Source organism: Leptospira sp. B5-022, assembly GCF_000347035.1.
In the GTDB taxonomy this organism is placed as follows: domain Bacteria; phylum Spirochaetota; class Leptospiria; order Leptospirales; family Leptospiraceae; genus Leptospira_B; species Leptospira_B cinconiae.
This window is the reverse complement of sequence record NZ_ANIJ01000014.1, coordinates 1-20,328: the sequence shown is the minus strand read 5'-3', so window position 1 is coordinate 20,328 and position 20,328 is coordinate 1. Positions and strand designations below refer to the sequence as shown.

The following is a 20,328-nucleotide window of genomic DNA, read 5'->3' as shown; positions in this document are numbered from 1 at the left end:
GGACATGAATCAAATCCTTTGGACTCCCAGTCCCGAACTCATCCAAAACTCAAAACTTACGGAATTTCAAAATTTTGCCGAACAAAAGATCGGTAAAAAATTCCAAAACTATACGCAGCTACATTCCTGGTCCGTTGAATTCCCCGAAAAATTTTGGGAACTCATTTGGGAATTTGCTCCTGTCATCCACTCCAAATCCTATGACGAAGTCATCCAAACCGGAAAAACCTTCAGAGAAACAAAATTTTTTCCGGGAGCAAAACTGAACTTCGCCCAAAACTTACTTCGGAAAAAAGACGATACTATTGCGATCCATTACAGGGGAGAAAGTGGAGCGGAAAAGAGCCTCACTTATTCCGAACTTCATAAAAGAGTAGGAGCACTTGCCGCTTATTTTAGATCGGAAGGATTGGTGCCGGGAGATAGGATCGCGGGACTTATGCCGAATGTTCCGGATACAATTCTTGCGATGTTAGCGGCAACTAGCATTGGAGCCGTTTGGACTTCTTGTTCTCCGGATTTCGGAGTTAAAGGAGTATTGGATCGGTTCGGGCAGATCCAACCTAAAATTTTGATCACCACGGAACGGTATGAATTTAAGGGTAAATCACTTCCACTGGCAAGTACTGTCCAAGAGATCTCTTCCCAACTTCCCGACTTGAAAAAGATTTTAGTTTCAGAATATCCTAGTGTAAGATCTAAAGATCAGAAGAATATCACGGATGGATTTCCGAAAAACGCGATTCCATTAGAAGAATCTTATAGGCCATTGCTGGGACAGGAGCCTGAATTTTTCCAAACATCTTTCGATCATCCCGTGTATATCATGTATTCTTCCGGAACAACCGGGCTTCCTAAATGTATGGTCCAAGGTTTCGGGGTTTTTCTGAATCATTGGAAAGAACTCGCGCTACATACGGATCTGAAAGAGGGAGACGGGATTTTCTATTATACTACCTGCGGATGGATGATGTGGAACTGGCTTGTCAGTTCGCTTTCAATCGGAGCAACAGTACATTTATTCGATGGAAATCCGTTCCATCCCGATCCGGGAGTATTATTTCGGTATGTTTCCGATCGTAAGATCAAGGTATTCGGAGTAGGAGCTAAATACATCCTTAGTTTAGAGAAGGAAAAATTCAAACCGAGTGTGGACCTTTCTTCGGTAAACGTTGTCTTATCCACAGGATCTCCATTGCCGGGATACGGATTTGAGTATATATACGAGTCTTGGAAGAAGGACCTTAGACTTTCCTCTATTTCGGGGGGAACCGACTTGAACGGATGTTTTGCATTAGGAAATCCTAATTTACCTGTACATTCCGGAGAATTACAGTCCTTAGGCCTCGGAATGTCCGTACAAATTTTCGACGATTCGGGAAAACCGGTCCAAGGACAAAAAGGAGAACTAGTCTGTACAAAACCGTTTCCTTCCATGCCTTTGGAATTTTGGAATGATCCGGACGGAAAAAAATATATCGGCGCTTATTTCGATACCTATCCGAATATCTGGAGGCACGGGGATTTTGCGGAAATTCTTCCCAACGGAGGAATGGTCGTGTATGGAAGATCCGACGCTACTTTGAATCCGGGTGGAGTTCGTATCGGAACCGCGGACTTGTATAGTCTGCTCGAAACCATTTCCGAAATCGCGGATTCGGTAGTGATCGGTCAAGAATGGAAGGATGACGTACGAGTGATCCTTTTCTTAAAGATGGCTCCCGGTGCGGTTTTGGACTCAGCATTCGAATCTAAGATCAAAAAAGAGATCAAGGAAAAGGTATCTCCTCGTCATGTTCCGTCTAAGGTCATCCAGATCGCGGATATTCCATATACTCGTAATATGAAAAAGGTGGAGATCGCAGTAAAGAAAACAGTGCAGGGAGAAGCGGTCACGAACCAAGATGCTTTGATCAATCCGGAATCATTAGAATATTATAAAAATATCCCGGAACTGCAAACGGATTAACCCTGGAGCATGAAAAACGTTCCCTGGTTCTTCCAAAAAATCGCTTTTCTCAGATCGACTCAAGTATGATAGATCCTTTTTTTCCCTTGATCCACAGGGGCTAAGAAAATATAAAAGTGTGGTGTTTCGAATATCCGGTATCCTATTTTTGTTTTTGATCCTTTCTCCTGTTTTTCCACAAGCTATCTCCGGCTCTCGTTTGGAGGAGATCCGAAAAAGGGGAGAATTACGAGTCACAGGAAATCGTAACTTCGATCCATTTTATATCTCCGATCCTAAAGAAGGTTTTCCGGGATTCGATGCGGAGCTTGGCAAAAAATACGCCGATTTTTTAGGAGTAAAATACACATTCACAAATCGTCCTGAATTCGAGGATTACGCGGAAGCCATCAAAAGTGGAGAAGCTGATATCGCATTTTCCGGATTGAGTTCTACATTAGAAAGATCTAAAAAAGGGAGTTTCAGTTCTCCATATTTGATTTCTACGCCCGGTGCTTTGGTGAATAAGAATGCACTTCCTCCTCCTCCCGAAGGAAACATTATTTCAACGGTATATTTCAGAAGTGTAAAGGACCTGGATAGTGTAAGCGGGCTTAGTTTTTCTGTCAGAGCGTTTTCAGCCAGTCATGAATATCTATTAAGTGTCTTTCCGAATTCTCGGATATTCACTTACGGTTCCATGGAAAGCGCATGGAATTCCGTGAAAGAAGGGCAGGCAAATTGTTTTGTGGGAGACTCTCTTTATATTAAGGGACTTCTTCTCAAACAAAGAAGTATTTTATCCAATTTTAGGGCCCTCATCGAGCCGGTTCAAGAAAATCATGTGAGCGCTTTGCTTCCCAAGGGTGATGTTTACTTCTTCCGTAATTTCGAATTTTTTCTGTCGGAACTCAAACGAACTGGAGAATTAAAAAGTTTAGAGGATAAGTATTTTAACAATAGCAACTGGGTGAAATAAAAAAGTAGTCTAATCCGTATGGCGACTTTGGCAAAAAGAAAGGCCCAAAATTCTCCCGGACAGATCTATGTGGATTCCAGTTGTATCGATTGTGAGACCTGCAGGATCTTGGCCGGCGATGTTTTCGGAGAAGATCGAACAGGTTCATTCGTTAAAAAGCAACCTGAAACAGAATCCGAAAAATTCCAAGCCTTACAAGCGTTAGTTGCTTGTCCTACCGCTTCCATCGGAACGGAAGATCGTATCGATCTCGCGGAAGCAAAGGCATCTTTCCCGAGACAGATCCAAGACGAAGTCTATCATTGCGGTTTCCATTCTAAGGATTCATTCGGGGCCTTCTCCTATTTAATCGTAAGGGAAGAAGGTAACGTACTTGTGGATTCTCCCAGATATATTCCATCACTTTCCGAAAAAATAAAAAACTTAGGCGGGATCAAATATCATTTTCTTACGCATAGAGACGATGTGGCGGATCACGAAAAATTTCATACCGACTTCGGGACCCAAAGGATCATTCATGAAGGAGATCTATCCGCGGTTCCGAATGCAGAGATCGTGATCAAAGGAAGAGACCCGTTTTCTCTCGGCGAAGATCTATTAGTGATACCTGGGCCTGGGCATACCAGAGGACATTCTACTCTATTATATAAACGTAAATTTCTATTTTCAGGGGATCATCTTGCATTCGATCCAAAAAGAGAAAGGCTGATCGCGTTTAGAAGTGTTTGTTGGTATTCTTGGGAAGAACAAACCAAGTCCATGCAGGACTTGGAAAATTATGATTTTGAGTGGCTTTTACCAGGCCATGGGCACCCCGCTCATACGGATCGGAAACGTATGAGCGAGATGCTTAGGTCCTGCGTTCTATGGATGCAAAAACGTTAAAATGATTCCCTGCTTCCTAAATATTCTTCCTGGCCTGAAAATACGCTCTCCGCGTAGGCAGGAACTCCTCCCCATTTTTTAACCGCTGCCGGTCCAGCGTTATAAGCCAGAAGCGCCTGGCGGATATTTCCCTCATGGGTCTCCAATAAATGGTTCAGATAGGAGACCCCGAGATGTATATTTGTCTCCGGTTCGAATAAGTCCTGCTTCTTGATATTTTTGCCTTCCCAAGAGGCGATCCAGGATCCAGTCCCCGGCATGATCTGCATAAGTCCCCGAGCATTCTTCTTGGATTTGGCTTTTCGATAGAATTCGGACTCTGTTTTGATGATCCCGAGAAGTAGCCCTGCCTTCTCTCCTTTTTGGCAATAAACTCCGCAAGCACTGTCATGGATCCTTTCTGCTTCCTTTTCTACGGTTAAGGAGAGAAGTTCCAGCTCTGATTCGCTAAGACTCGGTCTCTCGGAGCGGATGTATTCTTTGATTTGAGCGGATTCTGGCAGGGAGTTCCTACCAGGAACGCCCTTTCCGATTAGGGAGCCCGCGATTGGGGCGACCAGGGATTGGTAGAGTAGGGGTAACGAGGCGATAAATATGTATCTTTTTCGGATTTTAGGCTGGAGCATTCTCCTTGCCTCCTCTCATGGTGCATTGCACCATCTATGGCCAGTCTTTTTGCGGCGCACTACAGGCCAAGTAAAAAACCATCCGGTTTTAGGAGTTCGGGAAAAAAAAATCGGGTTTTCGACGGAGAATGTATCCCTTAAGAAATTGAAAAGAAGAAGGAGGGCCAAAGGGAACATTTTTTTTTCGGAGTTATTTCCTAAATCTTAACACTCATTCTTTCGCTCTAGTTTTTTCTACTCTTACTGAGTCTTATTCGAGTTACTTGCGAGACCATCTCAACTACAATAAATTTGGAAAAAAATTTCCAAGAGAAGGATAAATCTTTCGGTATAAAAAATTTAAAAACGTAGGTAAGAACATTTAGAAGAAGTTTGGAAATAAATTTACTAACCTGAAATGCGTATTTGTATTTGCGTTCGCTTCTCAAAATGTTTCTCAACTAGAAATAAATATAACATTCGATTTATTTAATATATTTTGGAAAAATAAAATTTTTGATGCAAATTTTTGTAACTGCTTCGTCATAATATTTTAGAACCGGGGACTTGTTGAACGAACAAGTCGAAATAAAAAAAGTAAAAACTCTTTCGCGATGATCGATCCCGCGATAGGGAAAATTTAAAGATACATTACAAAAAGCTAAATCCGTTATTCATCGGATTCGATCTCTAAAAACAAAAACGCCGAGATCGGATATTTTCTGGGGAAAAATAATGAGGGTATCTTTAGCTCTGTCCGTACTATGCCTTATTACATTTACACAATGTACTCAAATGGGGAATCCTTCCAGTGATCTTACTTGGGAGGAAAAACAACTTCTCTGGATAGCATACGGAGAGGAAATGAAAGGCGGACTACAACTCACGAAAGCGGCGGCTCAAAAATGGGGCCTTGGTATTGATGTTTATCCTGCTAAAACCAGGGTGGATAGAATGAGAAACACGATCGCATTTACAGAATCAGGAAAATGTAATGTGGAAGGAATCTCCCCGAAAAACGCAAAAGATTGCCAGCTGTTCTCTTCCAATCCTTTCTATCTTGCGGCTTGTTCGATCAGCGCAACTACCAGTATAGAAAATAGTGTTATTTTTATTTTTAAAGACAGGATCAAAGCGACTGCGGATGCGATGCGGATGGAAGGAAGCACCATCGACGCAAAAGAATATATAATCGCCACCGTTGCCCATGAAGTTGGGCATTGCCTTGGATTACAACATTCTCAGGATCCTAAGGATCTGATGTTCCCGATGTTGACTGGAACTGTGTTCGAACCTAGTAGAACGGAGATGCATGCCGCCCAGGCGCTGTATAATACTTCTTTGCCGCCCGGTTCCGTAGACGAATCCAATCTTTATACGAAACAATCGGACTTTACTTACTTAAAACAGTATACCGTTCCTTCGTTCGCGGTATTCGGAAATATAAATATGGAAGAGGAAGATTGATAACCCCAGAAACGGTAAACACCGATCAATCTTCCTATGGTGTGGATCGAAGATTGCCGGGGATTAAACTCCCCGGTTTTTTTCTAATTTTTCGGCCAAATCTACAAGTAATCTAACGCCATATCCGCTTGGTCCGTTCCCAATCTGGGTTCCGGAAGACTTCTTTCTCCAGGCGGTTCCTGCGATATCGATATGAGCCCAGTCGATTCCCGAGTCCACAAAACGTTCTAGGTATTTTGCCGCAGAAAGACTTCCTCCCGGTCGTCCTGCAATATTACGTAAATCCGCTATATCGCTCTTTAGATCTTCACCGTATTCTTCCCATAAAGGGAGATTCCAGATTCTTTCATCGGAAGAAGCGGAAGCCTCATCCAAAAGACCGCGCAATTTATCGGAATTACTCATCACTCCCGCAGCTTCATGACCTAAGGAAATGATGATCGCTCCGGTCAAAGTTGCCAGATCCACCATATAGTCCGGTTTGTATTTTTTTCCGACGTAAGAAAGGACATCTCCTAGGACAAGACGGCCTTCTGCGTCGGTGTTTTGGACTTCTACTGTGAGTCCGTTATGAGCTGTGTAAACGTCTCCGGGTTTTAAAGCGGCGGCATCCGGCATATTCTCCGCAATTCCGATTGCTGCAATCACCGGAACGGAAATACCTAATTCTGCGATCGCACCGATCGCATGGATCACCGCTGCCGCGCCGCACATATCATATTTCATTTCATGCATGTCTTGTGCAGGTTTGATGCTGATCCCGCCGGAATCGAATGTAAGACCTTTTCCGATCAAAGCTAATTTCTTTTTGGATTTTGCCTTAGGGGGATGATATTCCAAAACGATCATCTTAGGCTTTTTATCGGAACCTTGAGAAACTGCCAGAATTCCGCCCATCTTTTCCTTTTTAAGTTGGGGTTCATCCATCACTGTGATCTTTAAGCCTGCTTCTTTCGCAATCTCCTTGGAACGAGAAACAAATTCTTCCGGAGTGAAATGATTAGCAGGAAGGTGAGCGATATATCTGGCGCCGTTCACATATTTACTGACTGCTCTGGATTTATCCAAACCGGCCTTCGCCGATTTTTCCGCATTAGGATCTTCTAATACGAAACTTACATTTCCGAATTTAACTTTTTTTTCCTTAAAGTCCTTTGCCAAGACATTGATGGGAAATGCACCTAGGTCGATCGAGTTTGCGATCTGATACACTAAAGAAGAAGGGGAAAGAGTTTTGGTCAAAAATCTGGTGAGTTTGATCTCAAGTCCCACAGATTCCCATTTGCGTAATTTTTCTCCTATACTTAAGAAGATCTGAGCCACGGAACGAATGTTGACTTTGTTGGAATTCCCCAAGCCTAGGTAGATAATTCTGTCCGATTCATCTACAAAACTCTGTCCGGATTCCGCAGAGAAGACCCCGGATCTGATCTGATCGGCAAATTTGGTCTCCAGTTCCTTAGGCAGATTATCTTTTACGACAGGAATTACCTTATAGATATTTTTGGAAATGTTCTTCCCTATACTAAAATTGATTTTTGATCTTTCTATTTTCATTTTTTATCCAACGCCTTAATATCTCCGAGGATCTCATCCACGTGACCTTTCACGCTTACCTTCGGATACACTTTCAAAATTTTCAGATCCGTTCCGATCAGGAAGGTGGTTCTGAGAATTCCCATAAACTCCCTACCCATAAACTTTTTCAACTGCCAGACCCCGTAAGCCTCGCAGATACTTCCGTCCTCATCGGAGAGAAGAGTAAAATTGAGTTCTTGTTTTTCGATAAATTTCTGGTGAGACTTAACTGAATCCTTGGAGACTCCGACTACATTAAATCCCTCCTTCTTCAGTCTCGCGAAATTATCCCTAAAATCGCAGGCCTCGGTGGTACATCCCGGGGTTTGGTCCTTAGGATAAAAATATAAAACCAGACCCTTTTTTCCGGATAGATCCTTGAGAGAGACCTTTTCCCCGTTTTGGTTCAGGGTCGTAAAACTAGGGGCTTTGGACCCCGCTTTTAAAGTACTCATACAAAGACAAATGATGGGGAACTCGGCTACTATACAAGATTTTTTGTTTTGTTTCCGTTTTCATAAGGGGAGAAGAAGGTAAAAAGCCTTGCGAAAACCGAAATTCTGTCGATAGTAAAAGTATGGATCCTAAAGAAAGAATGGAACTGATCCGTCAGGGAAATCAGGCCTTCAACGAAGGTGATATCCGGAAGGCCAGGGAATGTTTTCTGAAAACGGAATACAAGGACGGGCTCATTCGTTTAGGAGACCATTTCATGTTCGAAAAAAAAATGCCTATCCTTGCGTACGGTTATTATAAAAAAGCGGGTTATCAGAGAAGGATAGACGAAATTTTCCAAAGGATGTTATGGGCCCTCTCGCAATGGATCGGACCGGATAAGTTCAAAAATCCCGAACCCGAAAGAAAGGCTCCGGATCCGGAAGATTTTGTGGTCCATCCGATCTTAAGACAGACCGCTTTAGACATACTCAAAAAAAACGGAATGTCGATTTAAACATTCACAGGAGCGGTATATTTTACGAAATCTATTCCGATCCCGTTCGGATCCGAGATTGCAAAATGTCTGTCTCCCCATTCCTCTTCCTTTAGATCCAAAAGAATATTTAGATCCTTCTTCTTAAATTCCGAATAAAGCGAATCCACATCCTCGGTTTCTATAGTGATATACATGCCAAATCCTGAATATTCTTTTTGGAAAGCGGGATGTTGGCTTGGAAGGTTCGGAATTAAAAAGGAAATCTCGTGTTTTCCGTTCGGTGTCGAAAGAAGAATGTACCAGTCATTCTCGAAAACGATCCGAAATCCTAGTTTGTTTACGTAAAATTCCTTCGTTTCCTTCAGTTTACTCGTGACGATCCCTGGATTTAATTTCATAAGTTTCTCCTTGTGTATTGAAATTTAACCCGAAACTGGGGATCCGGATTGTAAAAATCGGACAAAGTTCATCGGAATTTTCGGAGAGAAGAAGGGGTAAGTCCCGTGAATTTTTTCCAGTCCTTGATAAAATGAGATTGGTCGTAGAAACCGTCTACTATCTCTAAAGAACCGTTTTCTTTCCATTGACGGAGTACCGTTTGGAATCTGAGTATTTTTGCGAATTCTTTGGGAGAGAGACCTATATTTTCCGAAAACAATCTTCTGAGATGTCTGGACGAAATTTGAAATCCTAATTTTTCCGTGGGCTTTTGGAAATCCGAATACATTTGTTGCAAGGATGTTCGTATTCTTGGGTCCGATTCCAGGGACTTCTTCTTTAGAAGTTCGGAAAAATAAAGATCACATGTCTTAATACGATTGAAAAAAGAATTAGAAATCGCTAATTTTTCTTCCAACTCTTTCGCTTCTTTCGGGAAAATTTCAAAAAAGGGAGAAGTTTGAGCTTTTATTTCTCCAAGATCGATCTTAAAAAATCGACGGATCCCGGAAGGTAAAAACCGAATTCCGAACCAACGGTCACCCGGTTGTATCGGAAAACTTTCCAAGGAGGTAGGAGATAGTGAGATTAAAATAGGATCTTTCCGATTTATGTTTAGGATGAGATCCACACATGCGTCCGGGACAACTTGGTAGGAGCTTGGACCGGATGATCCTGAACTGAATTCCCAATAATAAGCAATATGAGATAGAAGTTCGGGACTTGGAGCGATTTCGGAATAATGTATCCCTAAGTTTAGTTGCAGAGGGTTAAAATCGTTTCTCATATAATCCCCGATCCATCCAATTTACGATCTTCCCTTAAAACCTTCCATAGTTTTATAAACTCCGAAAATTTTATCCGCGATCCAATCGAAAACGGATATAGGAAGTATCCCCCTTAATGCATTGGAAAGATAAATTGTCCAAGGTAAAAGTAATCTAGGTTTTCCTTTTTTCATCGCATTCCAAACTTTCGAAGTCACATATTCGGGAGTCAGAATCGGAGTGAACAACATTCCTTTTACACCTTCGAACATTCCGGTGGAAATATAAGCCGGGTTTACTGTAGTGACCTTTATATGTCCGTAACCGGCTTGGAGCAATTCCAATCGTAAGGAATCGCTCCATCCTGTCTCCGCCCATTTTGAGGCGCAATAAACGCTCATTTTGGGATTGGAGATCAATCCTGCCGCCGAGGATATGTTTACGATCCTAAACTCTCCCGTTCTTTCGGATAACATTTTAGGAAGTAGGAATCTAGTAGAATACATCGGACCTAAGGTGTTAATTGCCATCGTTGTTTCGATGTCCGATTTAGGGTCGTGTTCCCAAAAATATTTTCCTTTTACGATTCCTGCGTTGTTTATGAGTATATCGATCCCTCCCAATTGTGCTTCGATCCGGGAGACGGCCTTTCTAACCTTTTCAAGGTCGGAAACATCTACTGTGTCCGTAAAAATTTTCGTAGTATCCGATCTCAGTTGTTTCGCTGTGTTCAGTAGTACTTTCGAATTTACATCCCAAAGTACTAAGGCTGATGCGTTTTCTTGAACGGAAAGTTCCGCATAAATTTTTCCCATTCCCATTGCGGCCCCGGTGATTAATATTCTCTTTCCCTTTACGGTTTTCATATTATTACCTCGGAAATAGTAAGATTATAATGAATCGACTTTGTTATTCCAGATCGTCTTCATATTTTAGGAATATAGTATCTGAGAAATATCAACGATTATTAATACTTTTGAAAGGATTCGAATCATTGACAAAACCGTATTCGGGTATCTTTCTTCGATAGGGTGGCAGGTAGATTTATGAACTGGTCGATTCTTCCGTTTTTTATGATGTTGTTGGGTGTTTCGGTTTACGCACAAAGAGGGGGTTCTAACAAACCTAGAATGGGAGGGCCGGGAAGTCCTTGTTTTGAAGATAGGCAAAAATACTGCAATGATATCCCGAAAGGTCAGGGAAGGATTAGAGACTGTTTGATGGAAAATTCGGATAAACTATCTCCCGCATGCAAGGAACATTTGGATAAAAGATGGGGACAGAAAAAGTCCTAAATTAAAAGGACATTGGAGACAAAAGCCGATCAAATTCCTTACCTTTTGGAAAGAAATCTTCTATCTCATTTCGGAGGATTCGGGATCTTGTCTTAAAGAATCCTTCCGAAATGTTTCCTAATAAGATCGTATATCCTTTATTTCTCGCATTGATCTCTTCGGTTCTTACTTATTGTTTTTTTTCCGGAAACGATAAAAAGAACGATCCAAATACACGAACGAGTCCGCCGACCGAAAGATTGTATGCTTCTACATGGTCCCAGGACTTTTACGCAATGATGAAGTATGTCCATCTTTACGACGAGATCCATCCGTTTTTATACAACCTGGAAGGTGGTCGCAGTAATACGGGTCGTATACTTTCGGTCTGGAAGAAGGACGAAATAGACGAAAGGATCCGTTGGTTAAGGCTCATGTCTCCGAGGACACTGATCATTCCCACTATCTTTCGTTGGGAAAATGATTTCGAAAAAGTTTCGGATGCGATCGGTCTAAACGGTAATACAAAGGTCAGAGATCTTCATATACAGAATATTCTAAAAGAGATAGATTCATACGGGTACGATGGCATTGATATAGATTATGAAGGGATGACTTGCGAGAAGAAGGAAGTATTTCAGGAATTTCTAATACTTCTTCGGGATGAATTGCATAAAAAAGGTAAAATCCTATCCGTAGCGATACATCCGAAAACTGTTGCTGAAAAACCTTCCGTCTATCCTTGTAAAGGTTTGAAATCTCCGATCCAAGTGGATTTTTACGAGGCTTATAGAGGTCAATTGACCCATGATTATGAGTTTTTAGGAAAGGTTGCGGATAAGGTCAAAATTATGGCCTACGAATTACATCCCCGCAAACAAGGTTTTCCCGGACCTGGGCCCCAGGCTCCGGATTGGTGGATCGACAAAATTTTAGAATATGCGGTTGCTCGTATCCCGAATGAAAAGTTATACATGGCGATCCCGACCTACGGATACGATTGGGCATTACATTGTGAAGCGGAAACAAAATCGGTCTATTATTCTAGGGCAAAGTGGATCCGGGAAAAAATGGCTCCCCGAAAAGAGGAACCCACAGACGTATTAGAAGTTTTTAAAACACAACCTAAAGCGGGGGATTGGATCTATCTCAGACCTTATCTGTATAGACACCAAGGCCACGTATATTCAGATCCTTCTCTCTGGTACAGAATGGGCGGTTGTGATCGGGTCGCATTCTATATGGATCGAAACGCTTTCGAGAAGAAGATGAAAATATTGGATAAATACAAGATCAGAGGATTTTCTTTTTGGCAATTAATAGAAGATAACGATCCCGAGATCCATAAATATCTGGAAGAAAAATTAGGACCCGAACTTTCGGAAACACTTTAAGAATCTTTCATGATACTTCCGGAAATGATCAGTTTCTGGATCTCGCTTGTTCCTCCACCTATCTCACCTAGTCTGGTGTCCCTGTATAGGCGAGAGACTTTATACTCGTCCATATAACCTGCGCCTCCATGGATCTGGACCGCAAGATTTGTGACTTCTCTTGCCGCTGTTGTGGCGAATAATTTGCATGCAGCACATTTTCCGGAAAGGCTCATACTCGGCTTTCCTTCCGATTCGATTTTTTCCATTTCCCAGGCAGTATTATAAGTAAACCATTTTGCCGCTTCGTATTTGGAATAAATTTCAGCGAGCATGAATGCGACACCTTGGTGTTGGTAAATGGATTTGCCGAAACTTTTACGGGTTGCGGAAAAGGATTTAGATTCGTCTAAACAAGCTTTCATAACTCCTAAGGAATAGGCGGCTAAAGAAAGTCTCTCCGCGTTGAAGGTTTGCATCGTTTGTCTAAAACCTTTTCCTAATTTACCTAAAATATTCTCCTCCGGGACTTCCACATCCTCGAAGAATAATGCTCCGGTTGGAGAAGCCTTCAGTCCCATTTTGTCCATTGGTGCCGAGCGAGAGATACCTTTGGAATTTAGATCTACGATAAAATGAGTGAGTCCTTTTTCTTTACCGCTTTCGTCTTGTGTCCTTGCAAGGACCAAACAATAATTCGCATTGGGAGCGTTTGTGATATAGGTTTTTTGACCGGAGAGAAGGTAGCGATCTTTTCCCGATTTTTTTGCGAGAGAAGAAAGACCTGAAACGTCTGAACCTCCGTCAGGTTCGGTGACTCCCAAGGAACCGATAGTCTTACCGGAGATAATATCAGGCAGATATTTTTTCTTCTGTTCAAGAGTCCCGAAATGTTTAATAGGAAGTCCGAATAAGCCTGCAGAGGCTCCTGCGCTGAAAAATGTTGAACCACAATATTCGGAGACGATCTCCATGGCAAGAGTGCTTAAAAAAATTCCCGCACCTTGTCCACCGAACTCTTCCTCGTGTAAAAGACCTAGATATCCTGCTTCTCCTAATCTAAGGTAATGGGACCTAGGAAGTTCCTTAGTCTTATCCGCTTCTTCTGCAAAAGGATGGATCTCCTTTTTGCAAAAATTACGAAAAGATTGTATGAACTCTTGTTCATCTTGGCTTAGACTAAAATCCATTTTTGCTTCCTCGGATCCTGCTAAACTCGAAGAAACATGTGTGAAGGCAAGTAGAATTCCGTTTGTCCGAATATTGTTCGTTAAAGAACCGAACCAAAAGCGGATTTTCGTAAAAAATATATATTCTAAAAAATTAAAATACTATTTTCCTTTAAAAACAGAGGTTCTTTTTCCAATAAGGAACGGATCCCTTCTTGACCGTCTTCCGATCTTAAACAATCGGTCATCAAAGGAACAAGATCGTCTATCGCTTCCAAATTCCCTACTTCGATGGCGTTTCTTGCTTCGGGGCGATTGAGTGTTATACAAAACACGCTACTTTTCTTTTCGACTTGGATATAAGTATACGAATTCATAAAATCCTCCACAATGAGTGGACCATATACTTTCAGATTTTCATTTTGTACCTTTAGATTTTTAGATTTGATAGGAAACCGAATGATAAAAATGGAAGGAAAGCCGGATTGGTTCCGGCAAACAAACATTTGGCTTAAATGGAAACATTTGTCGAACCCATGTTCGGAAACCTAATAATTCTCTTTGTAGGAGGTCCTACAGAAGGTTGACAACCTGGAAGGATAGAGGATAAAGCTTTCGATGACTAATATTCCGACCTACTTTCCGGAACATACCTCTCAGGCGACGGTAATTTGGATTTTAGTTTCATTTGCGATTTTTGGAACTTATCTGGGGGGCCTCCTATGTATAGGGCAGAATATTTTAGAAAGAAAAACGGCTCTCAATCGTTTACTTTCTCTTTTGTTCGTAAGTCTGGGATTATTACAAGGCACTTGTCTATTTTATGTGTTCGGCTTATCTTCTTCATTTCCTAGGATCGTTCTTCTTCACATTCCGGTATTGGGTTCCATCGGTCCTATTCTTTACGGGATCCATAAGATCATTCAAAACTCCGAATTCGAAAAATCCGCATTGGGCTTAAGTCCCAAACACTCTATTCTGCCCGGGATTATTTGGATTTTGTATTTTTTCGGGTCTATCTTTGTCCCTGAGTCACTCAAGGTAGGGATCCGAACATTCTCGGAAACAAGAAGTATATTAGATCTAGTCTTTCTGATCCCTTTGCTCATACTAGCGGCTTATATTGCGGGTTTATTGAGAGGAAGCCGAATATTATTTAAACCGAATGTTTTGAAAGAAGAATGGACTGCGAGAGTTTTGCTCTATATCATTCTTGCGACGATCGCCAACCATTCCGTAGGTGCATTTTTTCTATTGGATAAGAACCCTCTCTTTCTTTTGGTCAGCGCTTCTATGATGGGATTGAGTCTTTGTGTCTCTTATTTGATCGGAAGAAGGTACCCTGCTTATTTCCAAAACCTACAAGAAGTTGCAAGAGTCACCTTCCAAAAATATTCCCGCTCCTTGCTGCAAGGAATGGATATCGCCACTCTTAGGGAGAATTTACTTAAAGCGATGGAAGTCGAAAAACTATACAAAGACGATGAACTGAGTTTGGCGAGTTTGGCGGATGAGATAGGACTTTCTTCTCACCAGCTTTCGGAACTGATCAACCAAGAAATGGGTAAAAATTTCTCCGCATTCGTGAACGAGTATAGGATACGGGAAGCTTGCGAGCTACTCACCAAAAGTAAGGATACTTCTATCCTGGATATAGCCTATGAGGTAGGATTTCGGAGTAAAACCTCCTTTCATAGGGCCTTTCAGAAGGAAGTTGGAGTTCCTCCATCCGAATTTAGGGAGAAAAATTCCGGGTAATCGGTCCCATCCTATCAATTGAAACCGTTTTTGCAGTTTCGGTTTATAGAATGGAACGACGGATCTGAGATATAGGCTATACTCCTTTCCATCAGTTACATTGGAGTAGATATGAATTCCTTGGCACTTGAGCGAAAAAATATTTCGGATCGATTTACCGATAAAGAAAAAACAAAACGTATCATCAAATGGATCCGCTATTCGGATTCTAAACTCAGAAAACGTTTTTCTTTTTTAAAATACCAAAACGCGATCGGATTCGGGATCACTGTGGGTTCCGCTTCGGGAATGATCGTACTCGGAAGTCTCTATGTAATGGATATCATTCCATTCTGGGCTTGTATTATAGGGAATGGGATCTTGGCTTCTTTTCTGCATGAGATGGAGCATGACTTGATCCATAGTATTTATTTTAAAGAAAATCCTAAAATGCAGAATTTTCTATTTTGGATGGTCTGGTTATTTCGTGCGAATACGGTCAATCCTTGGTTCAGAAAAGAGATCCATCTTCTTCACCATAAACTTTCCGGGAACATAGAGGATATAGAAGAAAGATTTATCAGTAACGGAATGCCTTGGGGGATCAGACGTATACTCGTGATGATAGATCCGATCATGGCGGTGGTATTACAGGGACCTAAGATCAGAAAGGACGCGATCCGTTATTTTAAAAAAATAAAGGCTAAGCCGATCAAGGGACCTTATCGTTTAGTATACCTTCTGCTTTGGTACTCATTCTTGATCTGGGGACTTATCTCTTTGATCAACTGGGCTTTCGGAAGTCCGATACAAGAGACCGGAACTACAGCATATATTCATAATTTATTAAATACTGCAGCGGTAGTATATTTGATCCCTTGTTGGCTCAGGCAAACTGCAATTCAGATCGTTTCTTCTAATATGCATTATTTCGGGGATGTGAAAAGTTTATACCAGCAGACCCAAGTATTGGATTCCTGGTGGATATTACCCTTACATTTGTTCTGTTTTAATTTCGGAGCCACTCATGGGATCCATCATTTCGTGGTAACACAACCCTTTTATCTACGACAAGCAGTCGCACCTAAAGTAAAACCCTTCTTAAAAAAATATGGAATTCGTTTTAACGACTTTGAAAGTATGACAAGGGCGAATCGTTACCACAAAGAAGAAATGGATGGTATTGCGATTCCGGCCTAATATTTTAAAGTCGGAAATGGCATGCAAAATTTAAAAGAGTCCCAAAGACCCCAAGGGCAATTCATTCGATCTTTAGACCAAGCGGAAGCGAATTTCTGGTTATATGATCGCGCTTCCTCTATGAATTTTTGTGTAATGGCGGAAGGAGAAGGTAATTTTTCGGAAGAAAGTTTGCGTAAAGCGCTGGACCTTATCCAAAACAAACATGCGTTAGCTAAGGTTCAGATTTTAAAACAAGTCGGACAAGATTCTCATTTATACTTTGCCACCTCGGACAAAAAAATCCCCATTCAAAAAGATCTCTATACTACCGAATGGAAATCCAAATTAGCCAAGGAAACCATCCGGCTTTTCGAGTTGGGAGATTCTCCCTTAATCAGAACCATATTTTATACTTCAGGAAATTCTAAATTTGCGATTGGACTCATCTTCCACCATAGTATTGGAGATGGAAGATCAGGTTGCAGATTTCTTTTAGATGTCCTTCGAGCAAGCACAGGAGAGGCGGAAGATATCCAAGAAGCAGAATATTCTTCCCTCATGGAATTGTATCCGGCAGAAGAGTTGTATAAAGGCGGACCAAAGCCGGAAAAGCCGCTTTCTATTCCTCAATTCTCTCGAAAGAAAGAAGAACAAGATCCTGAGATCATCAGCTTCTATTTGGAAGAAGAAGACGTCGAGTCACTCTTAAAAACTTCCAAACAAAAAAAAATCTCCTTTCATGGGATACTGGGCGCTTCTCAAGTAACGGCGCTCGCTGATTTTTTTGATAGAGGGCAAGAAGGAGTATTATATCTTTCTACTCCTGCGGATCTGAGGCCTCATTTGAGCCATCCGGTGCCTGATTCCGCATTAGGATTGTATATTTCTTTATTCACTACACCGGTGAATATCAGGGATCCCTTCGATATAAAAGCGAAAACGATCATGAACGACGTGAGAGCTCGAATCGGAAGAAGGGAAGGTAGAGCATTTTATGAACTTCTTCCTCCTTCCGAACAATTTTTGGAAAAAGAAGACGGATTAAAACTTTTCCAACTGCTGATGAGCCGAAATCCTCAGTCGAGTCTATTGAGTAACGTAGGGATTATCCCTGTTCTAAGTTCAGAGGAAATAAAAGTAAAAGAACTTTCTTTTACGGTCCATCCCGCTTTGACTCAAACGGTCTTTACTACTGTGACAACCTACGAGAATAGAATGGCAATCAATATCAACTACGACAAAAATCGTTGGAACGAAGCGGATATTTCGCAATTCGCATATTCTTTCCGGAAGAATATACTATCGAATTCGTAAGTCTGCTCCAAAAAGTTTTTTCGCTCCCTATGGGTCGCTCAAAGTCTCTGATGACCTTAATGCAGTTTGTTTGATTTGAAATTTGACTTCGTTTCACTCAGTCACCCAAGCGCAGCGACAATAGGAGCGAGCTTACGACTGTGAGTCGTTGCTATCCAACCGGATAGCAATTACCATACTATTCAATTGACACCAATAGGGTCGCCTCGGGTTTTTTCGCTCCCTATGGGTCGCTCAAAGTCTCTGACGATTTTAATGCAGTTTGTTTGATTTGAAATTTGACTTCGTTTCACTCAGTCACCCCTTCGGGTTTTTTCGCTCCCTATGGGTCGCTCAAAAAGGAAGAATTCTTTTTTTGTTTGTAAATACTCTTCTGCCCAGGATCCAACCCCAGACCAAGATCCCGCAGCCAAGGTAAGATATCAGATTCGGAATGAGGAGAATTTTCACCTCTGCAAGAACGGGAACTTGCATAGTTAAGCCTGCGAGCATTAGAATTGTATGGATTTCCGCAACTCTTGCTTTCTTCTCGTCTAAATATTTGCCCAATCCTCCTCCGGTGATAAATGCCAAAACTCCGAAGATGGCTCCCGTTCTTCCGATATACGCTGAGATGAATTCAAAATTTTGAATATCAGGAAATTGGAATAGAATGATAAACGGGCGAGTAAAAAGAAAACTTAAGGAAACGATCCCCAGATATCTATGAAGTCGTAGTTTGTTTTTGGGAGAAAGTTCCAAGACGAAAAAACTTAAGCGGGATCTCCGCTGCCTACCGGAACAGGTTCGTTTTCCGGAAGTAAACTTAAACCGCCGGCTTCCAATCCAGGATCGGAAACGGTGTCGATCAGGATCGGTTCGGATTTTTTAGAAAGTTTAAAATAATAATATAATGGAACGGAGAATAGAGTGAATGCAAAACCCCAAAGAGCTTCCGCACTTTTGTTATAAAGCAAGGTTCCTATGATCAAAATATTAGAAAGTATGTATAAATAAGTGGAATACGGATAACCGGGGATCTTGAACTCGTTTTTCAAATGTCTTTTTTCGAAAATGACGGGAGTATAAGCAGTGATCGTTGCAAGTAATAAGGTAGAGCAGGTGATCAGATATAAAAGGGATTCGATCTCTTTCACGAAACAAAAAAGGCAGGCATACAAAAACTGAAAGACCAAAGATTTATATGGGCTATGATATTTGGAGTGTAACTTTGCCATACTAGGAAAAAAGAATCCATCTCTCGCCATAGCAAAGTAGATCCTTGAACCGCCGATGATATAAGCGGAAATACCGCCTAAAAATACCCAGCAGATAAACGCAGTAATCAGAATATTCACGCCTTTTCCGAATAAAAATCCGGAAGCAGTAACGCCGATCTTCTCATCTCCCGCTAAAAGTTGAAAAGGAGCCGAGCTCAAATATAGAAAATTGATCAAAACATAAAGAAGAGTGACCAAGGTGCAGGAAACGATGACGGACTTATAGATATTCTTTTCAGGATCTTTCACTTCTTCCGCGACATAAGTGATCATATTCCAGCCCAAATAGGAAAAAGTGACAGGGATCGCTCCCGCCAGCAAAAGATTCCATCCTTGCAAATCGGAAGGGATCAGGGAGAAGGATTCAAAATTTTGAATATTATAATTTCCGAGAGTAAATCCCAAAACTACGAACGCAACCAGTCCTAAAATTTTGAAAGTTGTGAAAAAATTCTGGATACGAGAAGCGAATCCTATCCCGAAAAAATTTACGATGGTAAAAAATAAGATCGTGGAAATTCCCAGGATTTGGGCCACACCCAAAGAAAATGTGATCCCCAAAAACTTGGACTCTAAAAAATAAATGTCCCAGCTCGGATCGAATAAAGTAATGAACGATTTAGAGAACGCGATTGCAGAAAGAGAAATGGATGCCGAAAAATTTACCGAAAGCGAAAGCCACCCGCTTGAGAATGCGACGATAGGGGAGTATGCTTCTTTTAGATAAACGTAGTCTCCTCCCGCATACGGAAAGATACTCGCCGATTTCGCATAACTCATCGCACCCGCAATGGCCAAGAAACCTCCCAGTATCCAACAAAGGAGAGCCCAATTCGGATTGGAGGTTTGGGTCAGTATATAACCCGTAGTGATAAAAATCCCCGGTCCCACCATAGAACTGAACATGAGAGAAATGGAATCATAAAGATTAAGGGAGCGGCGAAGTTTCATTTTGAGTTTTTGGTCAAGATAGTCCTTTTGCTTTCGCTCACAAGACATTTTCGAGACCTCTTTCATTCACTCATTATAGGAGGTAATACGAATGATTTATATCAGTATGTTCGAACTCTTACAAATGATTTGGGCGGCTCCTCGCATTGCTCGGACCGGGCTACTACGGGTTCGCGCATCCGCGCTCATCCAGGCTTCGCCTGGACTAACGCCCTTCGTATCCCTGCCGCAGCGACCCATAGGGAGCCGGTGAGCAATTATGGTGCAGTTTGTTTGATTTGAAATTTAGCTTCGCTTTGCTCAGCTACCCTTCGGGAATCTCACTCCCTATGGGTCGTTCGATTGGCAACGACCTTGCGAGCGATCCGTGGAGAGCGAGCAAGCTCGAGATAGACGGAGGCGTAATCGAGAGCACCCCAAGTTTATTCGAAGCGAGTCGGTGGGCGAAGGCCAAACGAGAGGAAAGTT

The 20,328-nt window shown here is 41.8% G+C and carries 20 protein-coding genes; 10 read left to right on the top strand and 10 right to left on the bottom strand.

The annotated features are described in order from the left end of the window. The first annotated feature begins 4 nt into the window (after window positions 1-4). From LEP1GSC192_RS04625 to LEP1GSC192_RS04615, 3 genes are all read left to right on the top strand, one after another. The gene (locus LEP1GSC192_RS04625; protein ID WP_020768924.1) at window positions 5-1,969 is read left to right on the top strand and encodes an acetoacetate--CoA ligase; all 1,965 of its coding nucleotides are present in this window, start codon (window positions 5-7) and stop codon (window positions 1,967-1,969) included. A gap of 130 nt (window positions 1,970-2,099) precedes the next feature. After that, entirely contained in the window at window positions 2,100-2,927 is an 828-nt protein-coding gene (locus LEP1GSC192_RS04620; protein ID WP_232420968.1) for an ABC transporter substrate-binding protein, read from the top strand. A gap of 18 nt (window positions 2,928-2,945) precedes the next feature. Then, window positions 2,946-3,812: an MBL fold metallo-hydrolase gene (locus LEP1GSC192_RS04615; RefSeq protein WP_020768890.1), complete on the top strand. Its 867-nt coding sequence runs from the start codon at window positions 2,946-2,948 to the stop codon at window positions 3,810-3,812. Here LEP1GSC192_RS04615 and LEP1GSC192_RS04610 read toward each other — a convergent pair. Beyond that, window positions 3,809-4,438: a lytic transglycosylase domain-containing protein gene (locus LEP1GSC192_RS04610; RefSeq protein ID WP_020768864.1), complete on the bottom strand. Its 630-nt coding sequence runs from the start codon at window positions 4,436-4,438 to the stop codon at window positions 3,809-3,811. The genes LEP1GSC192_RS04615 and LEP1GSC192_RS04610 overlap by 4 nt on opposite strands. Before the next feature lie 714 nt (window positions 4,439-5,152). Here LEP1GSC192_RS04610 and LEP1GSC192_RS04600 point away from each other — a divergent pair. Continuing rightward, window positions 5,153-5,884: a matrixin family metalloprotease gene (locus LEP1GSC192_RS04600; protein ID WP_232420958.1), complete on the top strand. Its 732-nt coding sequence runs from the start codon at window positions 5,153-5,155 to the stop codon at window positions 5,882-5,884. Between the two features lie 63 nt (window positions 5,885-5,947). Here LEP1GSC192_RS04600 and LEP1GSC192_RS04595 read toward each other — a convergent pair whose 3' ends face one another. Together LEP1GSC192_RS04595 and bcp are read right to left on the bottom strand one after the other, a co-directional pair. After that, window positions 5,948-7,441: a leucyl aminopeptidase gene (locus tag LEP1GSC192_RS04595; protein WP_020768859.1), complete on the bottom strand. Its 1,494-nt coding sequence runs from the start codon at window positions 7,439-7,441 to the stop codon at window positions 5,948-5,950. Further along, window positions 7,438-7,917, bottom strand: coding sequence for a thioredoxin-dependent thiol peroxidase (gene bcp / locus LEP1GSC192_RS04590; protein WP_020768766.1), 480 nt, complete (start codon window positions 7,915-7,917; stop codon window positions 7,438-7,440). The genes LEP1GSC192_RS04595 and bcp overlap by 4 nt, the downstream gene beginning before the upstream one ends. A 122-nt stretch (window positions 7,918-8,039) precedes the next feature. Between bcp and LEP1GSC192_RS04585 the strand changes: the two genes are divergently transcribed. Continuing rightward, window positions 8,040-8,414, top strand: a complete 375-nt coding sequence (locus tag LEP1GSC192_RS04585) for a hypothetical protein (RefSeq protein ID WP_020768786.1) — start codon at window positions 8,040-8,042, stop codon at window positions 8,412-8,414. Here LEP1GSC192_RS04585 and LEP1GSC192_RS04580 read toward each other — a convergent pair. From LEP1GSC192_RS04580 to LEP1GSC192_RS04570, 3 genes are all read right to left on the bottom strand, one after another. Beyond that, window positions 8,411-8,794, bottom strand: a complete 384-nt coding sequence (locus LEP1GSC192_RS04580; RefSeq protein ID WP_020768868.1) for a VOC family protein — start codon at window positions 8,792-8,794, stop codon at window positions 8,411-8,413. The genes LEP1GSC192_RS04585 and LEP1GSC192_RS04580 overlap by 4 nt on opposite strands. Before the next feature lie 68 nt (window positions 8,795-8,862). After that, window positions 8,863-9,621, bottom strand: coding sequence for a helix-turn-helix domain-containing protein (locus LEP1GSC192_RS04575; RefSeq protein ID WP_020768855.1), 759 nt, complete (start codon window positions 9,619-9,621; stop codon window positions 8,863-8,865). A 21-nt stretch (window positions 9,622-9,642) separates the two neighbouring features. Next, window positions 9,643-10,467, bottom strand: a complete 825-nt coding sequence (locus tag LEP1GSC192_RS04570) for an SDR family NAD(P)-dependent oxidoreductase (protein ID WP_020768782.1) — start codon at window positions 10,465-10,467, stop codon at window positions 9,643-9,645. A 180-nt stretch (window positions 10,468-10,647) separates the two neighbouring features. Between LEP1GSC192_RS04570 and LEP1GSC192_RS04565 the strand changes: the two genes are divergently transcribed. After that, on the top strand, window positions 10,648-10,896 hold the full coding sequence (locus tag LEP1GSC192_RS04565; protein WP_020768919.1) for a cysteine rich repeat-containing protein: 249 nt from the start codon (window positions 10,648-10,650) through the stop codon (window positions 10,894-10,896). A gap of 110 nt (window positions 10,897-11,006) precedes the next feature. Then, window positions 11,007-12,269, top strand: coding sequence for a glycosyl hydrolase family 18 protein (locus LEP1GSC192_RS04560; RefSeq protein WP_020768753.1), 1,263 nt, complete (start codon window positions 11,007-11,009; stop codon window positions 12,267-12,269). Here LEP1GSC192_RS04560 and LEP1GSC192_RS04555 read toward each other — a convergent pair. Both LEP1GSC192_RS04555 and LEP1GSC192_RS20025 read right to left on the bottom strand, forming a co-directional pair. After that, the gene (locus LEP1GSC192_RS04555; RefSeq protein WP_020768831.1) at window positions 12,266-13,438 is read right to left on the bottom strand and encodes an acyl-CoA dehydrogenase family protein; all 1,173 of its coding nucleotides are present in this window, start codon (window positions 13,436-13,438) and stop codon (window positions 12,266-12,268) included. The two genes, LEP1GSC192_RS04560 and LEP1GSC192_RS04555, sit on opposite strands and share 4 nt — an antisense overlap. 125 nt (window positions 13,439-13,563) lie before the next feature. After that, window positions 13,564-13,794, bottom strand: a complete 231-nt coding sequence (locus tag LEP1GSC192_RS20025) for a hypothetical protein (protein ID WP_232420957.1) — start codon at window positions 13,792-13,794, stop codon at window positions 13,564-13,566. A 241-nt stretch (window positions 13,795-14,035) separates the two neighbouring features. Here LEP1GSC192_RS20025 and LEP1GSC192_RS04545 point away from each other — a divergent pair, with 241 nt between their 5' ends. The 3 genes from LEP1GSC192_RS04545 (at window position 14,036) to LEP1GSC192_RS04535 (ending at window position 17,650) form a co-directional block, all read left to right on the top strand. Continuing rightward, window positions 14,036-15,175 carry an AraC family transcriptional regulator gene (locus LEP1GSC192_RS04545; protein WP_020768932.1) on the top strand — a complete coding sequence of 380 codons (1,140 nt, stop codon included), beginning with the start codon at window positions 14,036-14,038 and terminating at the stop codon, window positions 15,173-15,175. Window positions 15,176-15,286: 111 nt separating this feature from the next. Further along, window positions 15,287-16,354, top strand: coding sequence for a fatty acid desaturase (locus tag LEP1GSC192_RS04540; RefSeq protein ID WP_020768895.1), 1,068 nt, complete (start codon window positions 15,287-15,289; stop codon window positions 16,352-16,354). Window positions 16,355-16,375: 21 nt separating this feature from the next. After that, on the top strand, window positions 16,376-17,650 hold the full coding sequence (locus tag LEP1GSC192_RS04535) for a condensation domain protein (protein ID WP_020768760.1): 1,275 nt from the start codon (window positions 16,376-16,378) through the stop codon (window positions 17,648-17,650). Window positions 17,651-17,983: 333 nt separating this feature from the next. Here the strand turns inward: LEP1GSC192_RS04535 and LEP1GSC192_RS04530 are convergent, their stop codons facing one another. After that, complete coding sequence (locus tag LEP1GSC192_RS04530; RefSeq protein ID WP_020768951.1) at window positions 17,984-18,391, bottom strand: hypothetical protein; 408 nt, start codon at window positions 18,389-18,391, stop codon at window positions 17,984-17,986. Between the two features lie 11 nt (window positions 18,392-18,402). Further along, on the bottom strand, window positions 18,403-19,860 hold the full coding sequence (locus LEP1GSC192_RS04525) for an APC family permease (RefSeq protein ID WP_036089078.1): 1,458 nt from the start codon (window positions 19,858-19,860) through the stop codon (window positions 18,403-18,405). Window positions 19,861-20,328: the final 468 nt, after the last annotated feature.

What these genes read in the sequence shown, in the direction of transcription:
- LEP1GSC192_RS04585 (WP_020768786.1), top strand. Translation starts at nt 8,040, where the DNA reads ATGGATCCTAAAGAAAGAATGGAACTGATCCGTCAGGGAAATCAGGCC.
- LEP1GSC192_RS04540 (WP_020768895.1), top strand. Translation starts at nt 15,287, where the DNA reads ATGAATTCCTTGGCACTTGAGCGAAAAAATATTTCGGATCGATTTACC.
- LEP1GSC192_RS04600 (WP_232420958.1), top strand. Translation starts at nt 5,153, where the DNA reads ATGAGGGTATCTTTAGCTCTGTCCGTACTATGCCTTATTACATTTACA.
- LEP1GSC192_RS04610 (WP_020768864.1), bottom strand. Translation starts at nt 4,438, where the DNA reads ATGCTCCAGCCTAAAATCCGAAAAAGATACATATTTATCGCCTCGTTA.
- LEP1GSC192_RS04565 (WP_020768919.1), top strand. Translation starts at nt 10,648, where the DNA reads ATGAACTGGTCGATTCTTCCGTTTTTTATGATGTTGTTGGGTGTTTCG.
- LEP1GSC192_RS04575 (WP_020768855.1), bottom strand. Translation starts at nt 9,621, where the DNA reads ATGAGAAACGATTTTAACCCTCTGCAACTAAACTTAGGGATACATTAT.
- bcp (WP_020768766.1), bottom strand. Translation starts at nt 7,917, where the DNA reads ATGAGTACTTTAAAAGCGGGGTCCAAAGCCCCTAGTTTTACGACCCTG.
- LEP1GSC192_RS04555 (WP_020768831.1), bottom strand. Translation starts at nt 13,438, where the DNA reads ATGGATTTTAGTCTAAGCCAAGATGAACAAGAGTTCATACAATCTTTT.
- LEP1GSC192_RS04535 (WP_020768760.1), top strand. Translation starts at nt 16,376, where the DNA reads ATGCAAAATTTAAAAGAGTCCCAAAGACCCCAAGGGCAATTCATTCGA.
- LEP1GSC192_RS04545 (WP_020768932.1), top strand. Translation starts at nt 14,036, where the DNA reads ATGACTAATATTCCGACCTACTTTCCGGAACATACCTCTCAGGCGACG.
- LEP1GSC192_RS04525 (WP_036089078.1), bottom strand. Translation starts at nt 19,860, where the DNA reads ATGAAACTTCGCCGCTCCCTTAATCTTTATGATTCCATTTCTCTCATG.
- LEP1GSC192_RS20025 (WP_232420957.1), bottom strand. Translation starts at nt 13,794, where the DNA reads ATGAATTCGTATACTTATATCCAAGTCGAAAAGAAAAGTAGCGTGTTT.
- LEP1GSC192_RS04595 (WP_020768859.1), bottom strand. Translation starts at nt 7,441, where the DNA reads ATGAAAATAGAAAGATCAAAAATCAATTTTAGTATAGGGAAGAACATT.
- LEP1GSC192_RS04560 (WP_020768753.1), top strand. Translation starts at nt 11,007, where the DNA reads ATGTTTCCTAATAAGATCGTATATCCTTTATTTCTCGCATTGATCTCT.
- LEP1GSC192_RS04580 (WP_020768868.1), bottom strand. Translation starts at nt 8,794, where the DNA reads ATGAAATTAAATCCAGGGATCGTCACGAGTAAACTGAAGGAAACGAAG.
- LEP1GSC192_RS04570 (WP_020768782.1), bottom strand. Translation starts at nt 10,467, where the DNA reads ATGAAAACCGTAAAGGGAAAGAGAATATTAATCACCGGGGCCGCAATG.
- LEP1GSC192_RS04625 (WP_020768924.1), top strand. Translation starts at nt 5, where the DNA reads ATGAATCAAATCCTTTGGACTCCCAGTCCCGAACTCATCCAAAACTCA.
- LEP1GSC192_RS04615 (WP_020768890.1), top strand. Translation starts at nt 2,946, where the DNA reads ATGGCGACTTTGGCAAAAAGAAAGGCCCAAAATTCTCCCGGACAGATC.